Origin of the sequence: Nonomuraea sp. NPDC049750 (genome assembly GCF_040659625.1) — a bacterium.
GTDB lineage: Bacteria > Actinomycetota > Actinomycetes > Streptosporangiales > Streptosporangiaceae > Nonomuraea.
The window spans coordinates 80,235-97,713 of record NZ_JBFANB010000001.1 but is presented as its reverse complement, the minus strand read 5'-3'; the positions used below and the strand labels follow the sequence as shown (position 1 = coordinate 97,713).

Genomic DNA, 17,479 nt, shown 5'->3' with positions numbered 1-17,479 from the left:
AACTCCTAGAGAACCGCTGAGAGGAAGGTTTTCGTACGCTCGTGGGTGGGGTTGACCAGCACCTGGTCGGGGGTGCCGGTCTCGATGACGCGGCCGTCGTCCATGAACACGACCTGGTTGGCGACCTCTTTGGCGAACCCCAGCTCGTGGGTGACGACGACCATGGTCATGCCGGAGGCGGCCAGGTCGCGCATGACCGCCAGCACCTCGCCGACCAGCTCCGGGTCGAGCGCCGAGGTGGGCTCGTCGAACAGCATCAGCCGCGGCCGCATCGCCAGCGCGCGGGCGATCGCGACCCGCTGCTGCTGCCCGCCGGACAGGGTCGAGGGGTAGGCGTCGGCTTTGTCCTTCAGCCCCACCCGCTCCAACAACTCCAGCGCACGGGTCCTGGCGGTGTCGCGCGATTCGCGCAGCACTCTGATCGGGCCCTCGACCACGTTCTCCAGCGCGGTCATGTGCGGGAACAGGTTGAAGCGCTGGAACACCATCCCGATCGGCCGCCGCTGCTTGGCGATCTGGGCGTCGCTGAGCTGGTGCAGCTTTCCGTCGCGTTCCGTCCACCCGAGCAGCTCGCCGTCGACCCAGGCGGCGCCCTCGTCGATCGTCTCCAGCTGGTTGATGCAGCGCAGGAACGTGCTCTTGCCCGAGCCGGACGGGCCGATGACGCACAGCACCTCGCCGGCGGCCACCTCAAGCGAGATGCCCTTGAGCACATGGTGGGCGCCGAAGCGCTTGTGGACGTCGACCGCCTTGATCATTTCCTCACCCCTCGGGAGAAGCGGCGCTCGACGACCAGCTGGCCCAGACTGAGGATGGTGACCACGATCAGGTACCAGAACGTCGCCACGAACAGCAGCTCCATGACGCGGTTGTTGGCGTAGTAGATGTTCTGGGCGCTGTGCAGCACCTCCTGGTACTGGATCGCGCTGGCCAGCGACGTGAGCTTCACCATGCTGATGAACTCGTTGCCGATCGGCGGCAGGATGACCCGCATCGCCTGCGGCAGCACGATCCTGCGCATCGTCTGGAAGCGCGTCATCCCGATCGCCTGCGCGGCCTCGGTCTGCCCCTGGTCGACCGAGAGGATGCCGCCGCGTACCACCTCGGAGGTGTAGGCGCCCTGGCAGATGCCCAGCCCGAGCAGCGCGGCGACGAACGGGGTCATCAGGTCGACCGTGCGCGCCTCGACGATGCCGGGGATGACGAAGTAGGGGAAGACCAGCGCCAGGTTGAACCAGAGGAACAGCTGCAGCAGCTGCGGCGTGCCACGGAAGATCCACGTGTAGAGGGCCGAGACGGCGCGGGTGACGGGGTTCTGCGACATCCGCATCACCGCGAACAGCACGCCCAGAGCCACCCCGACGATCATGGCGAGCACGGCCATCACGATGGTGTTGACCACGCCGGTCAGGATGGCCTCCGCGGTCAGGTACTGCCCGACCACGCTCCACTCGATCTGCCCGCCGGCGAACGAGACGACGATCGCCACGAGGGCGGCCACCACGAGGATCGCCGCCACGTAGCGGCCGTAGTGCTTGCGCGCCACCCGGGGCAGGTGGGCGACATCTGTGGACATGGGGATCTCCTCAGGAGCGAGAGGTCAGAGCGGGTGACAGCACCCACAGGACTCGGGCGACCTCATCGCCGGGGTTGGTGAAGGTGTGGGGGGTGTCGCCAGGGAACAGGAACGAGTCGCCCTCGCACATCTCGACCCGCTCGCCCGCGGCCTCGATCGTGAACAGCCCCTTGAGGACGTGCACGAACTCGATGTCGACGGGAAGCGTGTACGGCTCGCGGCCCGACCCGCCGCCCGGCTCGATCTCACTGAGCAGGACCAGCAGCCTGCTCTCGTCCTTGGGCGTCAGCTGGTACTCGGTCATGCCGCTGCCGCCGAACTCGAGCCTGGCCCGGCTCTCGGACCTGACCAGCCGCCCGGCCGAGCCGGCGAACAGGTCGGCCACGTCCAGGTCGAGCGCCTCGCACAGGCGCAGTAAGGAGGCGACCGAGATGGACACCTGGCCGCGCTCGAACCTGGACAGGAAGCCCTTGGTGAGCCTGGCCCGCTCGGCCACCTCGGTGAGGCTGAGCCGGCGCCGGCGCCGCAGCTCACGGGCCCGCGGACCCAGCCCGGGCGAGTCCGGAAGCAGGATCACGTGGCGGGACCCTGATAGTCGCGGGCCCAGGCGCGCTGCCGCGCCAGCACGTCGGTGAGGCGGTCGATCTGCTCAAGGACCCGGTCGGGGGAGGTGGCGCCGTAGCCGGAACGCGCCGCGAGAGCCGCCTCGACGGTGAGGTGCGGACGCACGTCCGGCGTAAGCCGCGCGTCCACCGCGGCCAGGTCGGCGTCCGACAGTTCGTGCAGGTCCAGGCCCTTGTCCTCGCACGTTCGCACGAGCACGCCGGTGATCTCGTGGGCCTCGCTGAACGGCACGCCGCGGCGCGAGAGCCAGTCGGCCGCCTCGGTGGCCAGCGTGAAGCCCTCGGTCGCCTGCCCGCGCAGCTCGTCGACGTTCACCGACAGCGTGCGTACCAGGCCGGCCATGGCGGGCAGCACGATCACCAGGGTGTCCACGGTGTCGAAGACGGCCGCCTTGTCCTCGGCCAGATCCCGGTTGTAGGCCAGCGGCATCGCCTTCAGCGTCGCCATCAGGCCGTTGAGGTTGCCGAGCAGGCGGCCCGCCTTGCCCCGGGTGAGCTCGGCGATGTCGGGGTTCTTCTTCTGCGGCATGATCGAGCTGCCGGTGGCGAAGGAGTCGTGCAGCTCCACCCAGCGGAACTGGCGCGAGGCCCAGGTGCAGATCTCCTCGGACAGCCGCGACAGGTTCACCCCCAGCATCGAGGCGGCGAACAGGAACTCGGCCACGTGGTCGCGGCTGGCGACGGCGTCGATGGAGTTCTCGCACGGCCCGTCATAGCCCAGCTCGGCGGCCGACAGCTCCGGATGTACGGCTATCGCCGACCCGGCCAGCGCCGCCGAGCCCAGCGGGGAGCGGGCGGTGCGCCGGTCCCAGTCCGCCAGCCGGTCGGCGTCGCGGGCGAACGCCTGCGCGTGGGCCAGCAGCTGGTGCCCGAACACGATCGGCTGGGCGGGCTGCAGGTGGGTGAAGCCGGGCGCCGCGGTACGGATGTGCGTGCGGGCCTGCTCCACCAGGCTGTCCTGCAGCTCGGCCAGCGCCAGGACCAGCTTCCTGGCGTGATCGCGCAGGTACAACCGCAGGTCGTTGGCCGTCTGGTCGTTGCGCGAGCGGCCGGCGCGCAGCTTGCCGCCCACCTCGCCCAGCCGCTCGACCAGGACCCGCTCAAGGAAGGTGTGCACGTCCTCGTCTGAGTCGTTCGGGCCGACGCGCCCGGCGCGTACGTCCTCGTCCAGCGTGTCGATCTCCGCCAGCAGCCGCGCCGCCTCGGCCTCGTCGACGATCTCGGCCCTGAGCAGCTCACGGACGTGGGAGCGCGAGCCCGCCAGATCGTAGGCCGACATGCGGAAGTAGCTGTCGGGCGAACGGGACAGGGCGAGCAGGGACGGGTCGGCGGGCGAGCGGAAGCGTCCACCCCAGAGCTTTTCGGACAACGCGGTTGCCTTCCGGTAAACGAGGTTTTCCGACATAGTGGTCTGCGGCGCCAAGGGTGTCAATAGCAGCCTTTGTCCGGAAACGTGCTGTTCACAGGGGGAGTTTCATGTCTCAGGGACCTGTCGACGCCTCGCAGGTGCCACGCTTCGCGGGGCCCGACACCTATGCCCGGTTGCCCCGCATCGACCAGGTGGAGCGGGCCGATGTCGCGATCGTGGGCGTGCCGTTCGACAGCGGGGTCTCTTACCGTCCAGGCGCCCGTTTCGGCCCGGCCGCCGTGCGTCAGGGCAGCAAGCTGATCAGGCCCTACAACCCGGCGCTGGACGTCTCGCCGTTCGCCGACCTCCAGGTCGCCGACGCCGGGGACATCGCGTGCAACCCGTTCGACATCGGCCAGGCCATCGACACGATCGAGCAGGCCGCCGGGGAGTTCGAGGCCAAGCTCGTCACCATCGGCGGCGACCACACCATCGCGCTGCCGCTCCTGCGTGACGTCCACCGCAAGCACGGGCCGGTGGCGCTGCTGCACTTCGACGCCCATCTGGACACCTGGGACACCTACTTCGGCGCCGAGTACACCCACGGCACGCCGTTCCGCCGCGCGGTGGAGGAGGGCATCCTGGACACCGAGGCGCTCAGCCACGTCGGCATCAGAGGGCCGCTGTACGGCAAGGCCGACCTGGACGAGGACCGCAGGCTCGGCTTCGGCATCGTCACCTCGGCCGACGTCATGCGGCGCGGCCCCGACGAGATCGCCGACGCCCTGCGCCAGCGGATCGGCGACCGCCCGCTCTACATCTCCGTCGACATCGACGCGCTCGACCCGGCCCACGCCCCGGGCACGGGCACCCCGGAGGCGGGCGGCCTGACCAGCCGCGAGCTGCTGGAGATCCTGCGCGGGCTGTCGGGCTGCAATCTCGTCGGCGCCGATGTGGTGGAGGTGGCGCCCGCCTACGACCACGCCGAGATCACCTCGGTCGCGGCCGCGCACGTCGCCTACGACCTGATCAGCCTGTTCGCGCTGGGGAAGCGGGCATGAGAACCGGGGGAGACCTGGTCGCCGAGACCCTGGTCGCGCTCGGCGCCACGACCGTGTTCGGCGAGCCGGGTCAGCACGCGCTCGCCATGTTCGACGCGCTGCGCCGCTCGCCGCTGCGCTACGTCGGATGCCGCACCGAACTGGGCGTCGCCTTCGCCGCCGACGGCCACGCCCGGGCCACCGGGACGGTGACCCCGTTCATGGTCTCCACCGGCCCTGGCGCGCTGGCGACCCTGCCCGCCCTGATGGAGTCGCGCCTGGCCTGCGCGCCGGTGGTCGGCATCTCCAGCCAGATCCCGTCCGACGGGCTGGGCGGCCGCAGGAAGGGGTACCTCCACGAGCTGCCCGACCAGGCGGCCTCCTTCCGTGGCGTGGCCAAGTCGGTGCAGGTCGTAAGGGCGGCTTCACAGATCCCCTCCGCCCTGGCCCTGGCCTGGGAGGCGGCGCTCAGCGTGCCGCAAGGGCCCGCGTGGGTGGAGATCCCGCAGGACATCCTGCTCGCGCCGACGGACATCCCGGTGGTGGCCGACCTGACCGTGCGTCCGCGCACGCCACAGCCCCGTGCCGAGCTGGTACAGCAGGCCGTACAGGCGCTCGACGCCGCGTCCAACCCGGTCATCCTGGCCGGCGGCGGGGTCGCGTTGTCCGGGGCGGGTCCGGAGCTCCTCGCCCTGGCCGAGCGGCTGCGCGCCCCAGTGGCCACCACATTCGCCGCGAAGGGCGTCTTCCCTCGCGAACATCCGTTGTCGCTGCAGTCATGGCTGGAGGACCGCTTCGTCACCGAGTTCCTCGAAGAGGCGGACGTGCTGCTGGTCGCCGGTTCGGGGCTGGGGGAGCTGTCCAGCAACTACCACACGATGCGCCCGCGCGGCCGCGTCATCCACATCGAGGCCGACCCCGGCAAGCTGGAGGCCAACACGAGCGGTTCGCTCGCCGTACACGCCGACGCCAAGGCGACGCTGGGCGCGCTCGCCGAGGCGGTGCGGCCCAGGGAAGGCGACGGGCGGGCGGAAGCGGCCGTGGCGGACGTGCTGCGGCGGGTGCGCGACCGGCTCAGCGGCCACGAGCAGGAGTTCGCGCTCCTGGCGTCGATCCCGTCCGACGTGCTGTCCTTCTGGGACATGACCATCCTCACCTACTGGGCGTGGTCGGCCTTCCCCGGCCACATGTGGTCGGCGCAGGGCGCGGGCGGCCTCGGGTACGGACTGCCCGCCGCGGTCGGCGCGGCGGCTTCCGGACAGCGCGCGCTCGCGATCTCGGGCGACGGCGGCGCGATGTACGGCCTGGCGGAACTGGCCACCATGCGCCAGCACGACCTGGACGTCACCTGGCTGATCGTCGACGACGGGGGTTACGGCATCCTGCGGGAGTACATGACCGGCGCGTTCGGCACTCCGACCGGCACCGAACTGGTCCGGCCGGACTTCGCCGCCCTGGCCGCGTCGTTCGGGGTCCCGGCCCGCGTCGTCACGCCCACGTCCCTGGCTGACGAGCTCGCCGATGCCCTGGCAGAGCCGGGCCCGAACGTCGTGATCCTGCACGCCAGCCCTCGCATGTTCGCCGGCACCTAAGACCGCCATCCCGCACGTCGTCGGCAGCGGCATCAGCGTGGCGAGCCTCAGGCCCTCGCCAGGCGGTATTGGGCGGGCGTGACGCCGTACGAGCGGGTGAACCAACGAGTGAGATGGGCCTGGTCGGTGAATCCGACCTCGCTCGCGACCCGGGCCGCGGGCCGTCCCCGGGCGAGCAGGCGGCGAGCGGCACGCAGGCGCAGTTGGCGCTGGTAGTCGCTGGGCGCCAGCCCGTACGTCGTGCGGAAGGCCCGGTAGACGGCGTACCGGCTGGAGCCGGTCCAGGCCGCGAGGTCGTCGGCGTTGATCGGCTCGCTGTAGCAGTCGTCGATCAGCTCGCGGGCCTTCGCGGCGAGATACGCGGCAGTGGCCGCGCGGAGGGTGGCGGGTGGTTCAGGGGGCCTGCGCGCGGCGGAGCGGACAAGGGCGGCGATCGTGCCGGAGAGCAGTTCGTCGCGCTCGAGCGGGTCGGCGCCGCCCAGCAGCGCGGTGTGCAGGTCGCGTAGCCGCGTCGCCAGGGCGGGAGAGTCGAGGACCGGGCTGGCGAACAGCGGCAATCCGGCGGGACGCTGCGTCACGTCGGTGAGGACGTCGGTGATCAGCTCCTGGCCGATGTGCACGATCCGATAGGTGAATCCCAGCTCGTGGGCCGCATGCCCGTCGTGGACCTCGTCGGGATTGAACACCATGACCATCCCGGCCGCGCTCGTATGCCCGGCGCCGCGGCAGGTGAAGGTCTGCGCGCCCTGCTCGGTGACACCGAAGGAGTAGGTCTCGTGGCTGTGGCGGTGATAGCGGTGGCTGAGGAAGCGCGCGTACATGGCCTCCAGCGGCATCTCGGCCGAGCGCCAATAGCTGGTCCATTCCCGGGCCGCGTGGCCCCTGCCGGTCATCTCGTCATCACCTCGTTCCCTGTGCGTACGACTCGCGGCGCACGAGCGTACAAGACCGGCCTTTCGCCTGGAGCACAGGATGGTCGCTGCTGTCGCGCCCGCCTCCTCGATCCTCGGGCGCGGAAAGACGCGTTGCGGAGGTTCCCCATGGCGGACACGGAAACGAGTGGCGCGGGCCGGACCCGGCCCTACCTACTGCTGGCCACGACGATGCTGTTGTGGGGAAGCGGCTTCAGCAGCTCCAAGGTGATCGTGGATCACCTGCCCCACTCCGTGGTCGCGACGTTGCGTTTCGGCGGTGGAGCTCTGGCACTCCTGGTCGCCCTGCGGTTGTCCCGGCAACTCGGTGGTGCCCGCCGGCGGTCGTCGACACGGGACTGGGTACGGGCCGCCGGGGCGGGCGTGATCGGGGTTTTCGCCTACAACCTGTTCTTCTTCTGGGGGCTGTCACTCGCGCCGGCGATCGACGGAAGCAGCATCGTCCCGGTCATGAGTCCCGTGCTGACCACCGCCTTTCTGCTGATCACCCGGCAGGAGAACGCGTCGGTGGCGCGGGTGGCCGGGTTGGCGACCGGAGCGGTCGGCGCACTGATCTTCTTCGCGGGTTCGGCCGGAGCCGCGGGCGCGGGCCAGGCCCGGCTCGCCGGTGATCTGCTGTTCCTGCTCAGCGCCTGTTGCTGGGCGGCGTTCACGCTGTCCGGTCGCCGCGTACTCGCCGGCATCGAGCCGCTCAAGGCGACGACGTACGCGACGCTGAGCGGGGCGGTGCTGCTGGCGATCTACAGCGCGCCGGCGGCCACCGAGGTCGCCTGGCAGGATGTGCCCGCCTACGTCTGGCTGAACGTCGTCTTCGTGGCGCTCGGCCCGACCGCCGTGGCGAACCTGCTCTACTACCGGGGCATTCACGCCGTGGGTCCCGCGTCGGCGTCCATCATGATGTTCGTCGTGCCCGTCGTCGGGACCGCGTGCTCGGCCGTGTTCCTGGGTGAGTCCTTCGATACGGTGCAGGCCACGGGAGCGGCCGTGCTCCTCGTCGGCGCGGTCCTCGCCGTCACCCAGGGCAGGTTCCGGGCGCGGCGGCCCGACGCCGCCGCTCGGCAACCCACCTCTTAGCGATGCGCTATGCGGGGGTTATGCGGGTGATATGCGGGCCCTCGATTACGGTCTGCTTCTTATGTCGACCGTTCGCCCTGAAGGCGGCCTTTCCTTCCGATAGAACGGGATCACCATGCCGCCGACGTAGTCCTGTCCCCACAGGACTCTTGGCATCAAGGAACTGGGCGCCTAACCGTATCCCCCCATACGCACCTGTTCAGAGAGAAGTGAGCATGCTTGCAACCGGCAGGCCGACCTGGCCGAAGACGCTTAAACTTGCCGTCCTTGCTGTGTCAGTCACTTTCGCGGCGGCAGCGCTGATTCCCCAGGCCGCCTCAGCGCAGAGCACCAGCGTCATGGCCATGTCCCACAAGAGCCCGTTCAACTGTGGGAAGACCTTCAACGCCAACAACTGGACCGGGACCCCCGCCCACAACCCATCGGGCTCCATCGACTGGCAGAACTACGGAAGCGATCCCATCAACGGTGAGACCGTACGGGCCACCGCCGCGGGCACCGCGACGTTCTACAACGCGGGAAACACCAGCTACGGCAGGTGGGTGGAGATCCGTCACAGTGACGGCACCAGGACCCGGTACGCCCACCTCGCGACCCAGGTGAAGTCGGCCGGCAGCTCCATGACCGTCAGCCAGGGCACCGTGATCGGGACCGTCGGCTCGACGGGCGGCTCCAAGGCTCCCCACCTGCACTACGAACAGCGCACCTCCTCCGGCGCGATGGACACCAGCCCGACCGTTGAGGGCGTGACCGTGTCCTTGGGCACGAAGAAGGCCATCAAGAGCACCAACGGTTGCGGCGGGGGCGGCACTCCCAACCCCAACACCCCCGAGAGTGTCTGCGGCAGCGGTTTCACCGTCATCGACTCAGCCGCTCTGACGGGTGGCCGCACCTACCTGCTGTACAACTCGGGCAACGGCACCAACTGCGTCGCGACGCTGAAGACGACGAACCTCGGTAAGGCGTCGGCGGTATCGGCCTTCCTGGAGCCGCAAGGGGCAACCAGAAGGACCGACTCGGGCAGTTTCGCCTACTACGCGGGGCCGGTGAAACTCAGCGCTCCCGGAAAGTGCGTCAAGTGGGGCGGCTCGGTCGGCAGCAGCACGTACACCAGCCCCTTCGAACACTGCGACTGACCTGATGCTCGGTCGCTGAAGCGTTCTGGCGAAGGCCACTACCTGATCATGGGTAGTGGCCAGGGCTCACCCGGCGGCGAAGGCGCCGACGGAGGCCGCGCACAACAGCAGCCCCGCGGCGTGCGCCAGGCTGGTCCGCTCCCGCAGCACCACGGCGGCCAGGGCGACCGTGAAAGCGGGGTAGAGGGAGGTGATGACGGCGGAGACGGTGAGTGTCGCCTCGCGGGTGGACAGGAAGTACAGAACGGTCGCGCCCACCCCCAGGACCCCAGTCCAAACCGCGGCCCACGGCACCCGCGCCGCCCACGGCACCCGCGCCGCTCCAGCGGTCCGTGCCGCTCCAGCGGTCCGCGCCGCTTCGACAGGTTGGGCCGCTTCGACAGGTTGGGTCGCGTCGGCGGGTTGGGCCGCCCGCGCCTGCCGGCCCCGACGGCCGGCCAGCGCGTAGACAGCCAGGACCACGACGGCCGACAGCTGGCTCGCGGCCACCGGCCACAGGCCGGCTGTGTCCCCGGCCTGGCCGAGGCAGACGAACAGGGCGGCGAAACCGAGCCCGGCCAGCAGCCCTTCGACCACCCCAGCACCACCCGCACTGTCACCGCCGCGCTTGCCCGGCTGCGCGGCGACCAGCCAGATCCCGGGGATGGCCAGGGCGACGCCGAGAACCGCGAGCCCCCTGAACTCCCCGCCGGACAGCAGGTCGACCGGAATGGGCAGACCGGCCGCGCCGACGGCCGACAGCGGCCCGGCCACGTTCATCCGTCCCCGGGAAAGGCCACGGTAGAGGGCCAGCGTCCCGACCGCCCCGCCGAGCCCGGCGCCGATCCCCCATCCGATCGCGCCCATGCTGGGGTGGGCGCTGACGGCGAGGGCGGCGGCCAGGCCGCCGATCGCGGCGGCGGACTGCCCGACGAGCCCGACCAGCGCGTAGTGGGTACGGCGCGACAGCAGCCCACCGAGGAAGTCCGAGGCGCCGTACAGGGCGGCGGCGGCCAGGGCGAGTAGCACCGCCGTCGGCATCAGTGCTCACCGCCCGACGCGGTAGCGAGGTGGCACGCGTTCGGGCTCGTCATAGCGCTGTCCACGATGGTCCGTCCTCTTTCAGAAGTCATAGGGAGTACATGAGCCATGCTCCCGACAGATTGGACGGCTGGACAGGGCCGATTCCCGTCTGCGACAGAGGTCCGATTTCCGCATTCGCTGGACCAATGATTGACAAGGGCCACAGGCTGAGAACGTGCTAGATGACGCTTCTTCCACGACGACCCTGCCGTGGTTCGCGCGGCCCGCCGCCCGGTCCTGGACCTGCGCGCCCGCCCCGGCCGGCGTGCGGGACTTCCACGCCGCCATACCCGGCTACGCGCCCACCCCACTGACCGAACTTCCGTCCCTGGCCACCGAGCTGGCGGTCGGTCGAGTGTTCGTCAAGGACGAGTCGTCCCGCCTTGGGCTGCCGGCCTTCAAGGCGCTGGGCGCTTCCTGGGCGGTACACCGGGCCCTGGCGGAGCGTACCGCCGCGGAGCCCGTCACGCTGGTCAGCGCCACCGACGGCAACCACGGCCGTGCCGTGGCCAGGACGGCGCGGCTGCTCGGCCGGCGCGCGCACATCTTCGTCCCCCGGGATGTCCATCCGGACGCCGTGGCGGCCATAGCCGCCGAGGGGGCGGAGGTCACCCGGGTTCCGGGCTCGTACGACGACGCCGTACACCAAGCGGCCGAGGCAGCCGCCACCGCCGACGCGATCCTGATCCAGGACACCGCCTGGCCCGGCTACGAGACGATCCCGAGCTGGATCGTCGAGGGCTACTCCACCCTCTGCGTCGAAATCGACGAGCAGCTCGCCGCCGCCGGAGCCACGGCGCCCGGGCTCGTCGCCGTCCCGGTGGGCGTCGGCTCCCTGGCCCAGGCCGTGGTCACTCACTACCGCGGTCGTTCGTCCGCACCGGCGCCGGCCTTGCTGTCGGTCGAGCCGGAAGCCGCGGCCTGCGTCATCGAAAGCCTTACCCATGGCGAACCCGTCAGCGTCACCACCGGCCCGACCGCCATGGCCGGGCTGAACTGCGGCACCCCGTCCAGCATCGCCTGGCCCTACCTGTACGGCGGGCTGGACGCCGCGGTCGCCATCACTGACGCCGCGGCCGCTCGCGCGGCCGGTGATCTGGCGGACCTCGGTGTCTCCGCGGGCCCGTGCGGGGCCGCCGCGCTCGCCGGTGTCCGCGCGGTGCTCGCCGGGGAGGGCGCCGACGAGCGTCGTGTGACGCTCGGGCTCGGTCCGACCTCGGTGGTCGTCCTGCTCAGCACCGAGGGTACGGCCGCCAACCCGCACGGGGCCTGTCCTTGAACCGGCGATTCAGCCGAGGTCCGGATGGGGGACGTAGCGGTCCGGTTGGATCAGGTCGAGGCCGGCGTCGTCGGCCATCAAGGTGTCCATGTCCGCGATGCGCCAACCGGCGCCGAGCAGCATGGGCACGAGGGGATGCGTCCCCGGGACCGCGATCTGGGCGGTGCGCGCCTGGGTGGCGGCGAGGGCGCCGAGCACCGCGTCCGCGCAGTCCTGTGGGGTGACCCCGCCGCCCGGGCCGATGACGACATCGTGGCCGGTCCGGCGGGCAGCGGCGTAACCACGGTCCGTGGCGTACACAGTGACGCCCGGCAGGGCGGCGTACCAGGCAAGCGTGGCGCGCCGTACCCCTCCGGAGGCGCGGGCGTCCAGCTCCGCGATGTCGTCCGCAGCCGTTCGCCGCACCGGGGGCGTGGGCAGCTTCGCCGTCGGCCCGGTCAGGTAGAGCAGCGGGACCCAGGGACGCAGTCCGTGCCGGACGTACAGGGCCATGGCGCGGGGGTCAGACGAGGCGAACGTCACTTTCGGCCCGTGTTCGGAGAGCAACTCCGTGAGCATCGTCCGGCCCACCCCTGAGGACTGATGCTCGCGCAGCACGAACAGATCGCCCAGGTGGGTGAGGGGGCCACGTCGGAGTGTGCCACCGAAGCCGAGCGCTCCACCGGCCTCGTCCACGGCGAAGAGGAGCATGCCGAAAGAGCGCTCGGCGTCGAGGAAATCGGGTGTGCCAGACCATCCGGCCAGCAGGCCGAACCTCTTGGCGACCTTCCGTACGGCGGGCATGTCTTCGGGTGTCGCGGCCCGAATCACACGTTCTCCATCCGGCTCACTTTAGAGCGCCGGCCACCGGAGGACGGGCCGGAGTACCCCGGCCCGTCAGTCGCGTCATCCCACGATGACCGTGAGATCGAACGTGCCCTGGTGAGGGATGCGGAGGGCGTGGAAGCGCCGGGCGCCGTCGCGGAAGTAGCGTACGGAGCCGGCCGCGACGGTCGCCTCCATAGGGGTGCCCCAGCGGAAACGGATCGTGGTGCGGCCCCGGCGGATGTCGAAGCCGTCGGCGGTGGCCGTGGTCGAGCCGCCGAACGTGGCCTGCGTGCCGTTGGTGAAAGTGAGGACGTCCGTGGGATGGAGGACGAGGGGGATCTGCTCGGTGGCGGCGGCGTTCGCCTTGACCGTGCGCCGGATCGTCCGGCGGGTGACCAGGACGTCCGTGGTGACGTTCGCGTTGCTGTAGCGGATGCCCAAGGCGGCGGGGGGCGGGCCGCCGGTCCACTCCTTGCCACCGGGGGCGCCGTGGAAGTAGGTGGCGGGCAGGGGGCCGTTGGAGTCGGGCGCCTGGCCGGGGAAGACGGTGGCCCAGCAGGCGTAGTTGTTGTCGTTGAGCCCGCAGATGATCGTGCCGGCTTCGGGATGCCACAGGAAGGTCAGGCCGGTGCGGGCGAGGGAGGCGCGCTCGCCGAAGTAGCCGCCCAGGTACAGGCCGGGCTTGCGGACGTACAGGAAGTCCTGGCCGCGGTCCTCGCGCAGCTCGACGAAGTTGTCGGAGCGCAGGTAGGGCAGGTCCGCGATGGCGGCGGCCCGCTGCCGTCTGGTGGGGAACCCTTCGCCGTAGAGGCCGTGGGTGAGGATGCGCGGTGAGGTGTCCTGCTTGGCGAGCGGCGTCACCGGCTCGGTGGAGCCGGCCCAGGCGGCGCGGGCCTCGGCGAGGTCCTCGCGGGCGGTCAGGAAGGCCGACAGCAGCGGCACCTGGCGGATGAACGTCCAGTTGAGCGCGGTCCTGTCGGGGTCGGGCCGGACCTCGTCGTACCAGCGGGCGCTGGTGCGGGTGGAGGGGGCGACGTTGACCATGTACCCGGCGCCGTCGGGCTCGCGCAGCAGGTTGTAGGACAGGAAGCCGGTGAAGGCGCGGGCCATGTTCACCAGGTTCAGGTCTGCGGTCTGCTGGTAGGCGTCGGCCATCTCGGGGAGCATGACCTCGAAGTTGTAGTTCATGTCGTGGCCCCCCTTCTCGTGGAAGAAGCCGGCGGTGCTCAAGCCGGTCGCGGCGAGCCGGGGGAACGCCTCGGTCAGGCCCTTGGCCAGCGCGGGGTCTGGGTCGAGCTTGAGCGCGAGCGCGGCCCCGGCCAGGCCCGAGGTGGTCTGGTTGGCGTAGCCGAGGGGTTCCTGCCAGACGCTGTGGTTGGTGGGGTCCAGGAACCAGGTCATGGCCGTGTGCAACGCGGCGGTGAGCTGGGTCTGCCGTGCGGGCAGCACCTTGGCCGCGCGCAGGATCCGCAGGGTCTTGGCCAGGTAGCCGATGCCGAACCCGGTGGGCGCCAGGCCGTGCTCGTTGCGGCTGTACTCGGGGAAGGAGCCGTCGGGGTGCTGGAGCGAGAGGTAGTGGCCGAGCGCCGCGTCGAGCGCGGCCAGCAGGTTCGCGTTCCCGGCGTACGGATTCCACGGGCGGGCGTTGGCGTAGAACCAGGCCAGCGTGAAGACGTGCTCCTGCACCCGGGCGTTGTACGACGCCGCCGGCGAGCGCCACCAGCCGCCGGCGAAGAAGCCGCTGTCGTCCATGTCGTTGACCATGGGCGCGAGGGTGGCCAGGTACGGCGCGAAGCGCTGCTCCTGGGGGGAGAACGACGCGCGATTCAGGGTGGACAGCGGCGGCAGGTCGGGGACCGCCGCGAACGAGGTGCCGGGCACGAGCAGGGGGGTGGCGGCCACCGGGAGCAAGGCGGTGGCTCGGAGGAGGGTGCGGCGAGAGAGCATGATCAGCCTTTCAGACCGGTGTGCGCGAGCCCCTCGATGAACTGCCGCTGGGCCAGCACGAAGACGACCAGGATGGGGAGGGCGGTCATCGTGGCGGCGGACAGCTGTACGTTCCACAGGGGCGAGCCGTAGGCGTCGACGAACTGGGTGAGCGCCTGCGGCAGGGTGAACTTCGACGGGGTCGACAGGAACACGATCGGTTCGAGGTACAGGTTCCACGAGTGCAGGAACGTGAAGATGGCGACGGCACCGAGCGCCGGCCTGGCCAGCGGCAACGCCACCCGATAGAAGGTGCCGAAGCGGCCGAGCCCGTCGACCCTGGCGGCCTCCTCCAACTCGCCGGGCAGCGTGATGAAGAACTGCCGCATGATGAACGTCGCCAGCACGCTGGGCGCGCCCAGGATCGGCACCAGGATCAGCGGCCAGTGCGTGTCGGTCATCCCCAGGGTGTGGAACATCTGGAACAGCGGGACGATCGTCACCTCGCTGGGGATCAGCAGGCCGACGAGCACGACCAGGAAGAGCACGTTCTGGCCGGGGAAGCGGACGCGGGCGAAGGCGTAGCCGGCCATCGCCGCCACCGCCATCGTGCCGACGGTCACCACCGCGGCGATGTAGAGGCTGTTGAAGTACTGCTGTCCGAACGGCTGCAGCTCGAAGACCCGGCTATAAGTGGAGAAGTCAAACCGGGAGGGCACCAGCGCGGGCGGGAAGGCGAAGATGTCGCTGATCGGCTTCACCGACGAGGTGACCATCCACCAGGTCGGGAAGACGAACGGCACGCACAACACGCACAGCAGCGCGTACAACGCGAGCTTGACCCTACGACTCATGGAAGACCCACCTCCGGCGCAGCCGCCATTGCAGCAACGTCAGCGCCGCGACGATCAGGAACAGCAGGACCGACAGGGCGGCGCCGTAGCCGAGGTGCCGGAACTGGAAGGCCTGCTGGTACAGGTAGTAGACGAGGACGGTGGTGGACATACCTGGCCCACCCTGGGTGAGCACGGCGATCTGGGCGAACACCTGCAGCGACCCGACCACGGTGACGATCGAGGTGAGCAGGATCGTCGGGCTGATCAGGGGCACCGTGATGCGCACGAACCGGATCCAGGCGCCGGCGCCGTCGAGCTGCGCCGCCTCGTACAGCTGGCGCGGCACGCCCTGGAGCGCGGCCAGGAACAGGACCATGTTGAGGCCCACGTTCTTGACGACCTGGACGACGATGACCGACAGCAGGGAGGTGGTCTCGCCGCGCAGCCAGTTGGGACCGTCCACGCCCACCACGCCGAGCACGCCGTTGACGCCGCCGTCCTGCTGGAGCAGGAACTGCCAGACGATGGTCCAGGCGACCAGCGAGACCAGCACCGGCGAGAAGAACAGCGTGCGGAAGAACGTGGTGCCGCGCAGCCGCTGGTTGAGCAGGATGGCCAGGAGCAGGGCGAGGGCGAGGTTGAGCACGACCAGGCCGACAGAGAAGAGCGCGGTGCTGGTCAGCACCTGTCCCATCTTCGGGTCGGCGAGCAGCTTGGCGTAGTTGTCGCCGCCGACGAACTCGAACGTGCCCGCCAGTACGTTCCACTCCTGGAGGCTGTAGTAGACGACCAGGCCGAGCGGCAGCAGGACGAACAGCGCGCTTCCCACGAGCTGCGGCGAGATCAGCAGGTAACCGACCAGGGCGTCGCGCCGGGGGATCGTCCAGAAGGGGCGGCGCCGGGTGGCGGCGCGCTCGGCCACCCGGTTGCCCAGATCCGTCACCGTCACGTCATCCGCCCAGCAACGGCTGGATCTTCGCGCACACGCCGTCCAGCACCGCCTTGACGTCGGCGTCCGGCTTCCACAGCGGGTCGAGCGCGGCCCTGGCGGTCTGAGCGAGCTCGGCCTGCCCCTTGTGGGCGGGCTTGACCACGCCCTTCTCGATGCCGTCGATCACCACTTCCTGGAGCTGGTCGCTGTCCAGCATGGGACTGGTCTTGGCCATGGTGTCGGCGGTCAGCAGGGAGCTACGCGCGGGCGGGAAGTACGCGGCGAGCTTGGCGGAGTTGGCGGCGTTGGTGAAGTAGGCGAGGAAGTCGGCGGCCTGCTCGGCCCTCGGCGACTTCTTCAGCACGCCGATCCCGGCCTGGCCCATGACCGCGTACTTGCCCTTCGGCCCGGCGGGCAGCGGCACCAGGTCCCACTTGAACGTCGCGTCCTTCAGCATGGCGGCGCGGGAGATCTGGGCCACGGCCATCGTGGTGTCGCCGGAGAAGAAGTCGACGGCGGTGCCCGGCCCCGGCATGGACTTGTCGGTGAAGATCGCCTTGTGCACGAACGTCATGGCGTCCACCATCTCGGGCGAGTTGAACTGGCAGGTGGCGCCGTCGTCGCTCCACGCCTTGGCGCCCCAGCCCTGCCAGATGGTGGCGAGGTTGTCCCAGGCCTTGTAGTCGAAGTTGAGGATGGTCAGACCGTTCTTACCCTTCGCCGCGACGGCCTTGTTGATCTCGTTGGCGTGCTCCCAGTCCCACTGGCCCGCCTTGATCAGCTCGCGCGGCGACTTCTGGCCCGCGCTCTTGACCAGGTCGGTGTTGACGAAGATGCCGAAGGGCGAGGTGGAGAACGGGTAGGCGTACAGCTCGCCGCCGTTCTCCCACAGCCGGGTGGCTGCGGGGACCAGCTCGTCCGCCTTCTCGATCTTGCTCTTGAGCGGGACGAGGGCGCCGGAGCCGACGAAGTCCGGGGCGGAGTTCTCCAGGATCCACGCCAGGTCGGGGGCGTTGCCGCCGGCGATCTGGGTGGTCAGCGTGGTCGTGTAGTTCTCGAACGGGATCGGGTCGAAGGTGATCTCGCCGACCTGCGGGTGGGACTTGCGGTACTCGGCGGCGATCTCCTTGAACAGCTTCAGGTGGGCCTCGTTGGAGGTCCAGATCGACATGCGCAGCGGCTGCGGGCCCTTCGCGGCCGGCGCGGCGTCACCGCCGCCGCAGGCGGTGAGGGTGAGGAGGGCGGTCAGCGTGAGGGCCGCCAGCTTCCCGGGTGCTTTCATGGGGGATTCTCCTTGTACGTCAGTAACCGGCTGTA

16 protein-coding genes are annotated in these 17,479 nt (G+C 70.2%); 5 read left to right on the top strand and 11 right to left on the bottom strand.

Annotation, left to right across the window (positions count from 1 at the left end; all coding sequences use genetic code 11):
• Positions 1 to 5: 5 nt before the first annotated feature.
• Genes AB0J16_RS00450 through argH form a run of 4 tightly spaced genes read right to left on the bottom strand, consistent with a single transcriptional unit; the run spans position 6 to position 3,604 of the window.
• On the bottom strand, positions 6 to 758 hold the full coding sequence (locus AB0J16_RS00450) for an amino acid ABC transporter ATP-binding protein (protein WP_358532740.1): 753 nt from the start codon (positions 756 to 758) through the stop codon (positions 6 to 8).
• Entirely contained in the window at positions 755 to 1,576 is an 822-nt protein-coding gene (locus tag AB0J16_RS00445; protein ID WP_358439145.1) for an amino acid ABC transporter permease, read from the bottom strand. Before AB0J16_RS00445 ends, AB0J16_RS00450 begins: the two co-directional genes overlap by 4 nt.
• A 10-nt stretch (positions 1,577 to 1,586) precedes the next feature.
• The gene (locus AB0J16_RS00440) at positions 1,587 to 2,153 is read right to left on the bottom strand and encodes an XRE family transcriptional regulator (protein ID WP_358532737.1); all 567 of its coding nucleotides are present in this window, start codon (positions 2,151 to 2,153) and stop codon (positions 1,587 to 1,589) included.
• Positions 2,150 to 3,604 carry an argininosuccinate lyase gene (gene argH / locus AB0J16_RS00435; RefSeq protein WP_358532734.1) on the bottom strand — a complete coding sequence of 485 codons (1,455 nt, stop codon included), beginning with the start codon at positions 3,602 to 3,604 and terminating at the stop codon, positions 2,150 to 2,152. The genes AB0J16_RS00440 and argH overlap by 4 nt, the downstream gene beginning before the upstream one ends.
• 71 nt (positions 3,605 to 3,675) lie before the next feature.
• On the opposite strand from argH, the gene speB reads away from it, so the two are divergent.
• Both speB and AB0J16_RS00425 read left to right on the top strand, forming a co-directional pair.
• Entirely contained in the window at positions 3,676 to 4,608 is a 933-nt protein-coding gene (gene speB, locus AB0J16_RS00430) for an agmatinase (protein ID WP_358532731.1), read from the top strand.
• Positions 4,605 to 6,179 carry a thiamine pyrophosphate-binding protein gene (locus AB0J16_RS00425; RefSeq protein WP_358532728.1) on the top strand — a complete coding sequence of 525 codons (1,575 nt, stop codon included), beginning with the start codon at positions 4,605 to 4,607 and terminating at the stop codon, positions 6,177 to 6,179. Before speB ends, AB0J16_RS00425 begins: the two co-directional genes overlap by 4 nt.
• A 47-nt stretch (positions 6,180 to 6,226) precedes the next feature.
• Here AB0J16_RS00425 and AB0J16_RS00420 read toward each other — a convergent pair whose 3' ends face one another.
• A complete protein-coding gene (locus AB0J16_RS00420) occupies positions 6,227 to 7,072 on the bottom strand; it encodes an AraC family transcriptional regulator (protein ID WP_358532725.1) in 846 nt (281 codons plus the stop codon).
• Positions 7,073 to 7,219: 147 nt separating this feature from the next.
• Between AB0J16_RS00420 and AB0J16_RS00415 the strand changes: the two genes are divergently transcribed.
• Positions 7,220 to 8,185, top strand: a complete 966-nt coding sequence (locus AB0J16_RS00415; RefSeq protein ID WP_358532722.1) for a DMT family transporter — start codon at positions 7,220 to 7,222, stop codon at positions 8,183 to 8,185.
• A 272-nt stretch (positions 8,186 to 8,457) separates the two neighbouring features.
• Positions 8,458 to 9,321 (top strand): M23 family metallopeptidase, encoded by an 864-nt coding sequence (locus AB0J16_RS00410; RefSeq protein WP_358532719.1) that lies wholly within the window; start codon positions 8,458 to 8,460, stop codon positions 9,319 to 9,321.
• Positions 9,322 to 9,387: 66 nt separating this feature from the next.
• Here the strand turns inward: AB0J16_RS00410 and AB0J16_RS00405 are convergent, their stop codons facing one another.
• Positions 9,388 to 10,341: an EamA family transporter gene (locus tag AB0J16_RS00405; RefSeq protein ID WP_358532716.1), complete on the bottom strand. Its 954-nt coding sequence runs from the start codon at positions 10,339 to 10,341 to the stop codon at positions 9,388 to 9,390.
• A 217-nt stretch (positions 10,342 to 10,558) separates the two neighbouring features.
• Between AB0J16_RS00405 and AB0J16_RS00400 the strand changes: the two genes are divergently transcribed.
• Positions 10,559 to 11,662, top strand: coding sequence for a diaminopropionate ammonia-lyase (locus tag AB0J16_RS00400; protein ID WP_358532713.1), 1,104 nt, complete (start codon positions 10,559 to 10,561; stop codon positions 11,660 to 11,662).
• A gap of 9 nt (positions 11,663 to 11,671) precedes the next feature.
• Here the strand turns inward: AB0J16_RS00400 and AB0J16_RS00395 are convergent, their stop codons facing one another.
• From AB0J16_RS00395 to AB0J16_RS00375, 5 genes are all read right to left on the bottom strand, one after another.
• Positions 11,672 to 12,472: a GNAT family N-acetyltransferase gene (locus AB0J16_RS00395; RefSeq protein ID WP_358532711.1), complete on the bottom strand. Its 801-nt coding sequence runs from the start codon at positions 12,470 to 12,472 to the stop codon at positions 11,672 to 11,674.
• Positions 12,473 to 12,547: 75 nt separating this feature from the next.
• Positions 12,548 to 14,416, bottom strand: a complete 1,869-nt coding sequence (locus AB0J16_RS00390; protein WP_358532708.1) for a hypothetical protein — start codon at positions 14,414 to 14,416, stop codon at positions 12,548 to 12,550.
• A 2-nt stretch (positions 14,417 to 14,418) separates the two neighbouring features.
• On the bottom strand, positions 14,419 to 15,249 hold the full coding sequence (locus tag AB0J16_RS00385) for a carbohydrate ABC transporter permease (protein WP_358532705.1): 831 nt from the start codon (positions 15,247 to 15,249) through the stop codon (positions 14,419 to 14,421).
• The gene (locus tag AB0J16_RS00380) at positions 15,239 to 16,180 is read right to left on the bottom strand and encodes a sugar ABC transporter permease (RefSeq protein WP_358532702.1); all 942 of its coding nucleotides are present in this window, start codon (positions 16,178 to 16,180) and stop codon (positions 15,239 to 15,241) included. The genes AB0J16_RS00385 and AB0J16_RS00380 overlap by 11 nt, the downstream gene beginning before the upstream one ends.
• Position 16,181: 1 nt before the next feature.
• Positions 16,182 to 17,444 carry a sugar ABC transporter substrate-binding protein gene (locus AB0J16_RS00375; RefSeq protein ID WP_358532699.1) on the bottom strand — a complete coding sequence of 421 codons (1,263 nt, stop codon included), beginning with the start codon at positions 17,442 to 17,444 and terminating at the stop codon, positions 16,182 to 16,184.
• Positions 17,445 to 17,479 lie beyond the last annotated feature (35 nt).

Bases quoted from the DNA above. Each gene is read 5' to 3' on its own strand.
- AB0J16_RS00450 (WP_358532740.1), bottom strand. From the start codon at position 758: ATGATCAAGGCGGTCGACGTCCACAAGCGCTTCGGCGCCCACCATGTG.
- AB0J16_RS00445 (WP_358439145.1), bottom strand. From the start codon at position 1,576: ATGTCCACAGATGTCGCCCACCTGCCCCGGGTGGCGCGCAAGCACTAC.
- argH (WP_358532734.1), bottom strand. From the start codon at position 3,604: ATGTCGGAAAACCTCGTTTACCGGAAGGCAACCGCGTTGTCCGAAAAG.
- speB (WP_358532731.1), top strand. From the start codon at position 3,676: ATGTCTCAGGGACCTGTCGACGCCTCGCAGGTGCCACGCTTCGCGGGG.
- AB0J16_RS00425 (WP_358532728.1), top strand. From the start codon at position 4,605: ATGAGAACCGGGGGAGACCTGGTCGCCGAGACCCTGGTCGCGCTCGGC.
- AB0J16_RS00420 (WP_358532725.1), bottom strand. From the start codon at position 7,072: ATGACCGGCAGGGGCCACGCGGCCCGGGAATGGACCAGCTATTGGCGC.
- AB0J16_RS00415 (WP_358532722.1), top strand. From the start codon at position 7,220: ATGGCGGACACGGAAACGAGTGGCGCGGGCCGGACCCGGCCCTACCTA.
- AB0J16_RS00405 (WP_358532716.1), bottom strand. From the start codon at position 10,341: ATGCCGACGGCGGTGCTACTCGCCCTGGCCGCCGCCGCCCTGTACGGC.
- AB0J16_RS00390 (WP_358532708.1), bottom strand. From the start codon at position 14,416: ATGCTCTCTCGCCGCACCCTCCTCCGAGCCACCGCCTTGCTCCCGGTG.
- AB0J16_RS00385 (WP_358532705.1), bottom strand. From the start codon at position 15,249: ATGAGTCGTAGGGTCAAGCTCGCGTTGTACGCGCTGCTGTGCGTGTTG.
- AB0J16_RS00375 (WP_358532699.1), bottom strand. From the start codon at position 17,444: ATGAAAGCACCCGGGAAGCTGGCGGCCCTCACGCTGACCGCCCTCCTC.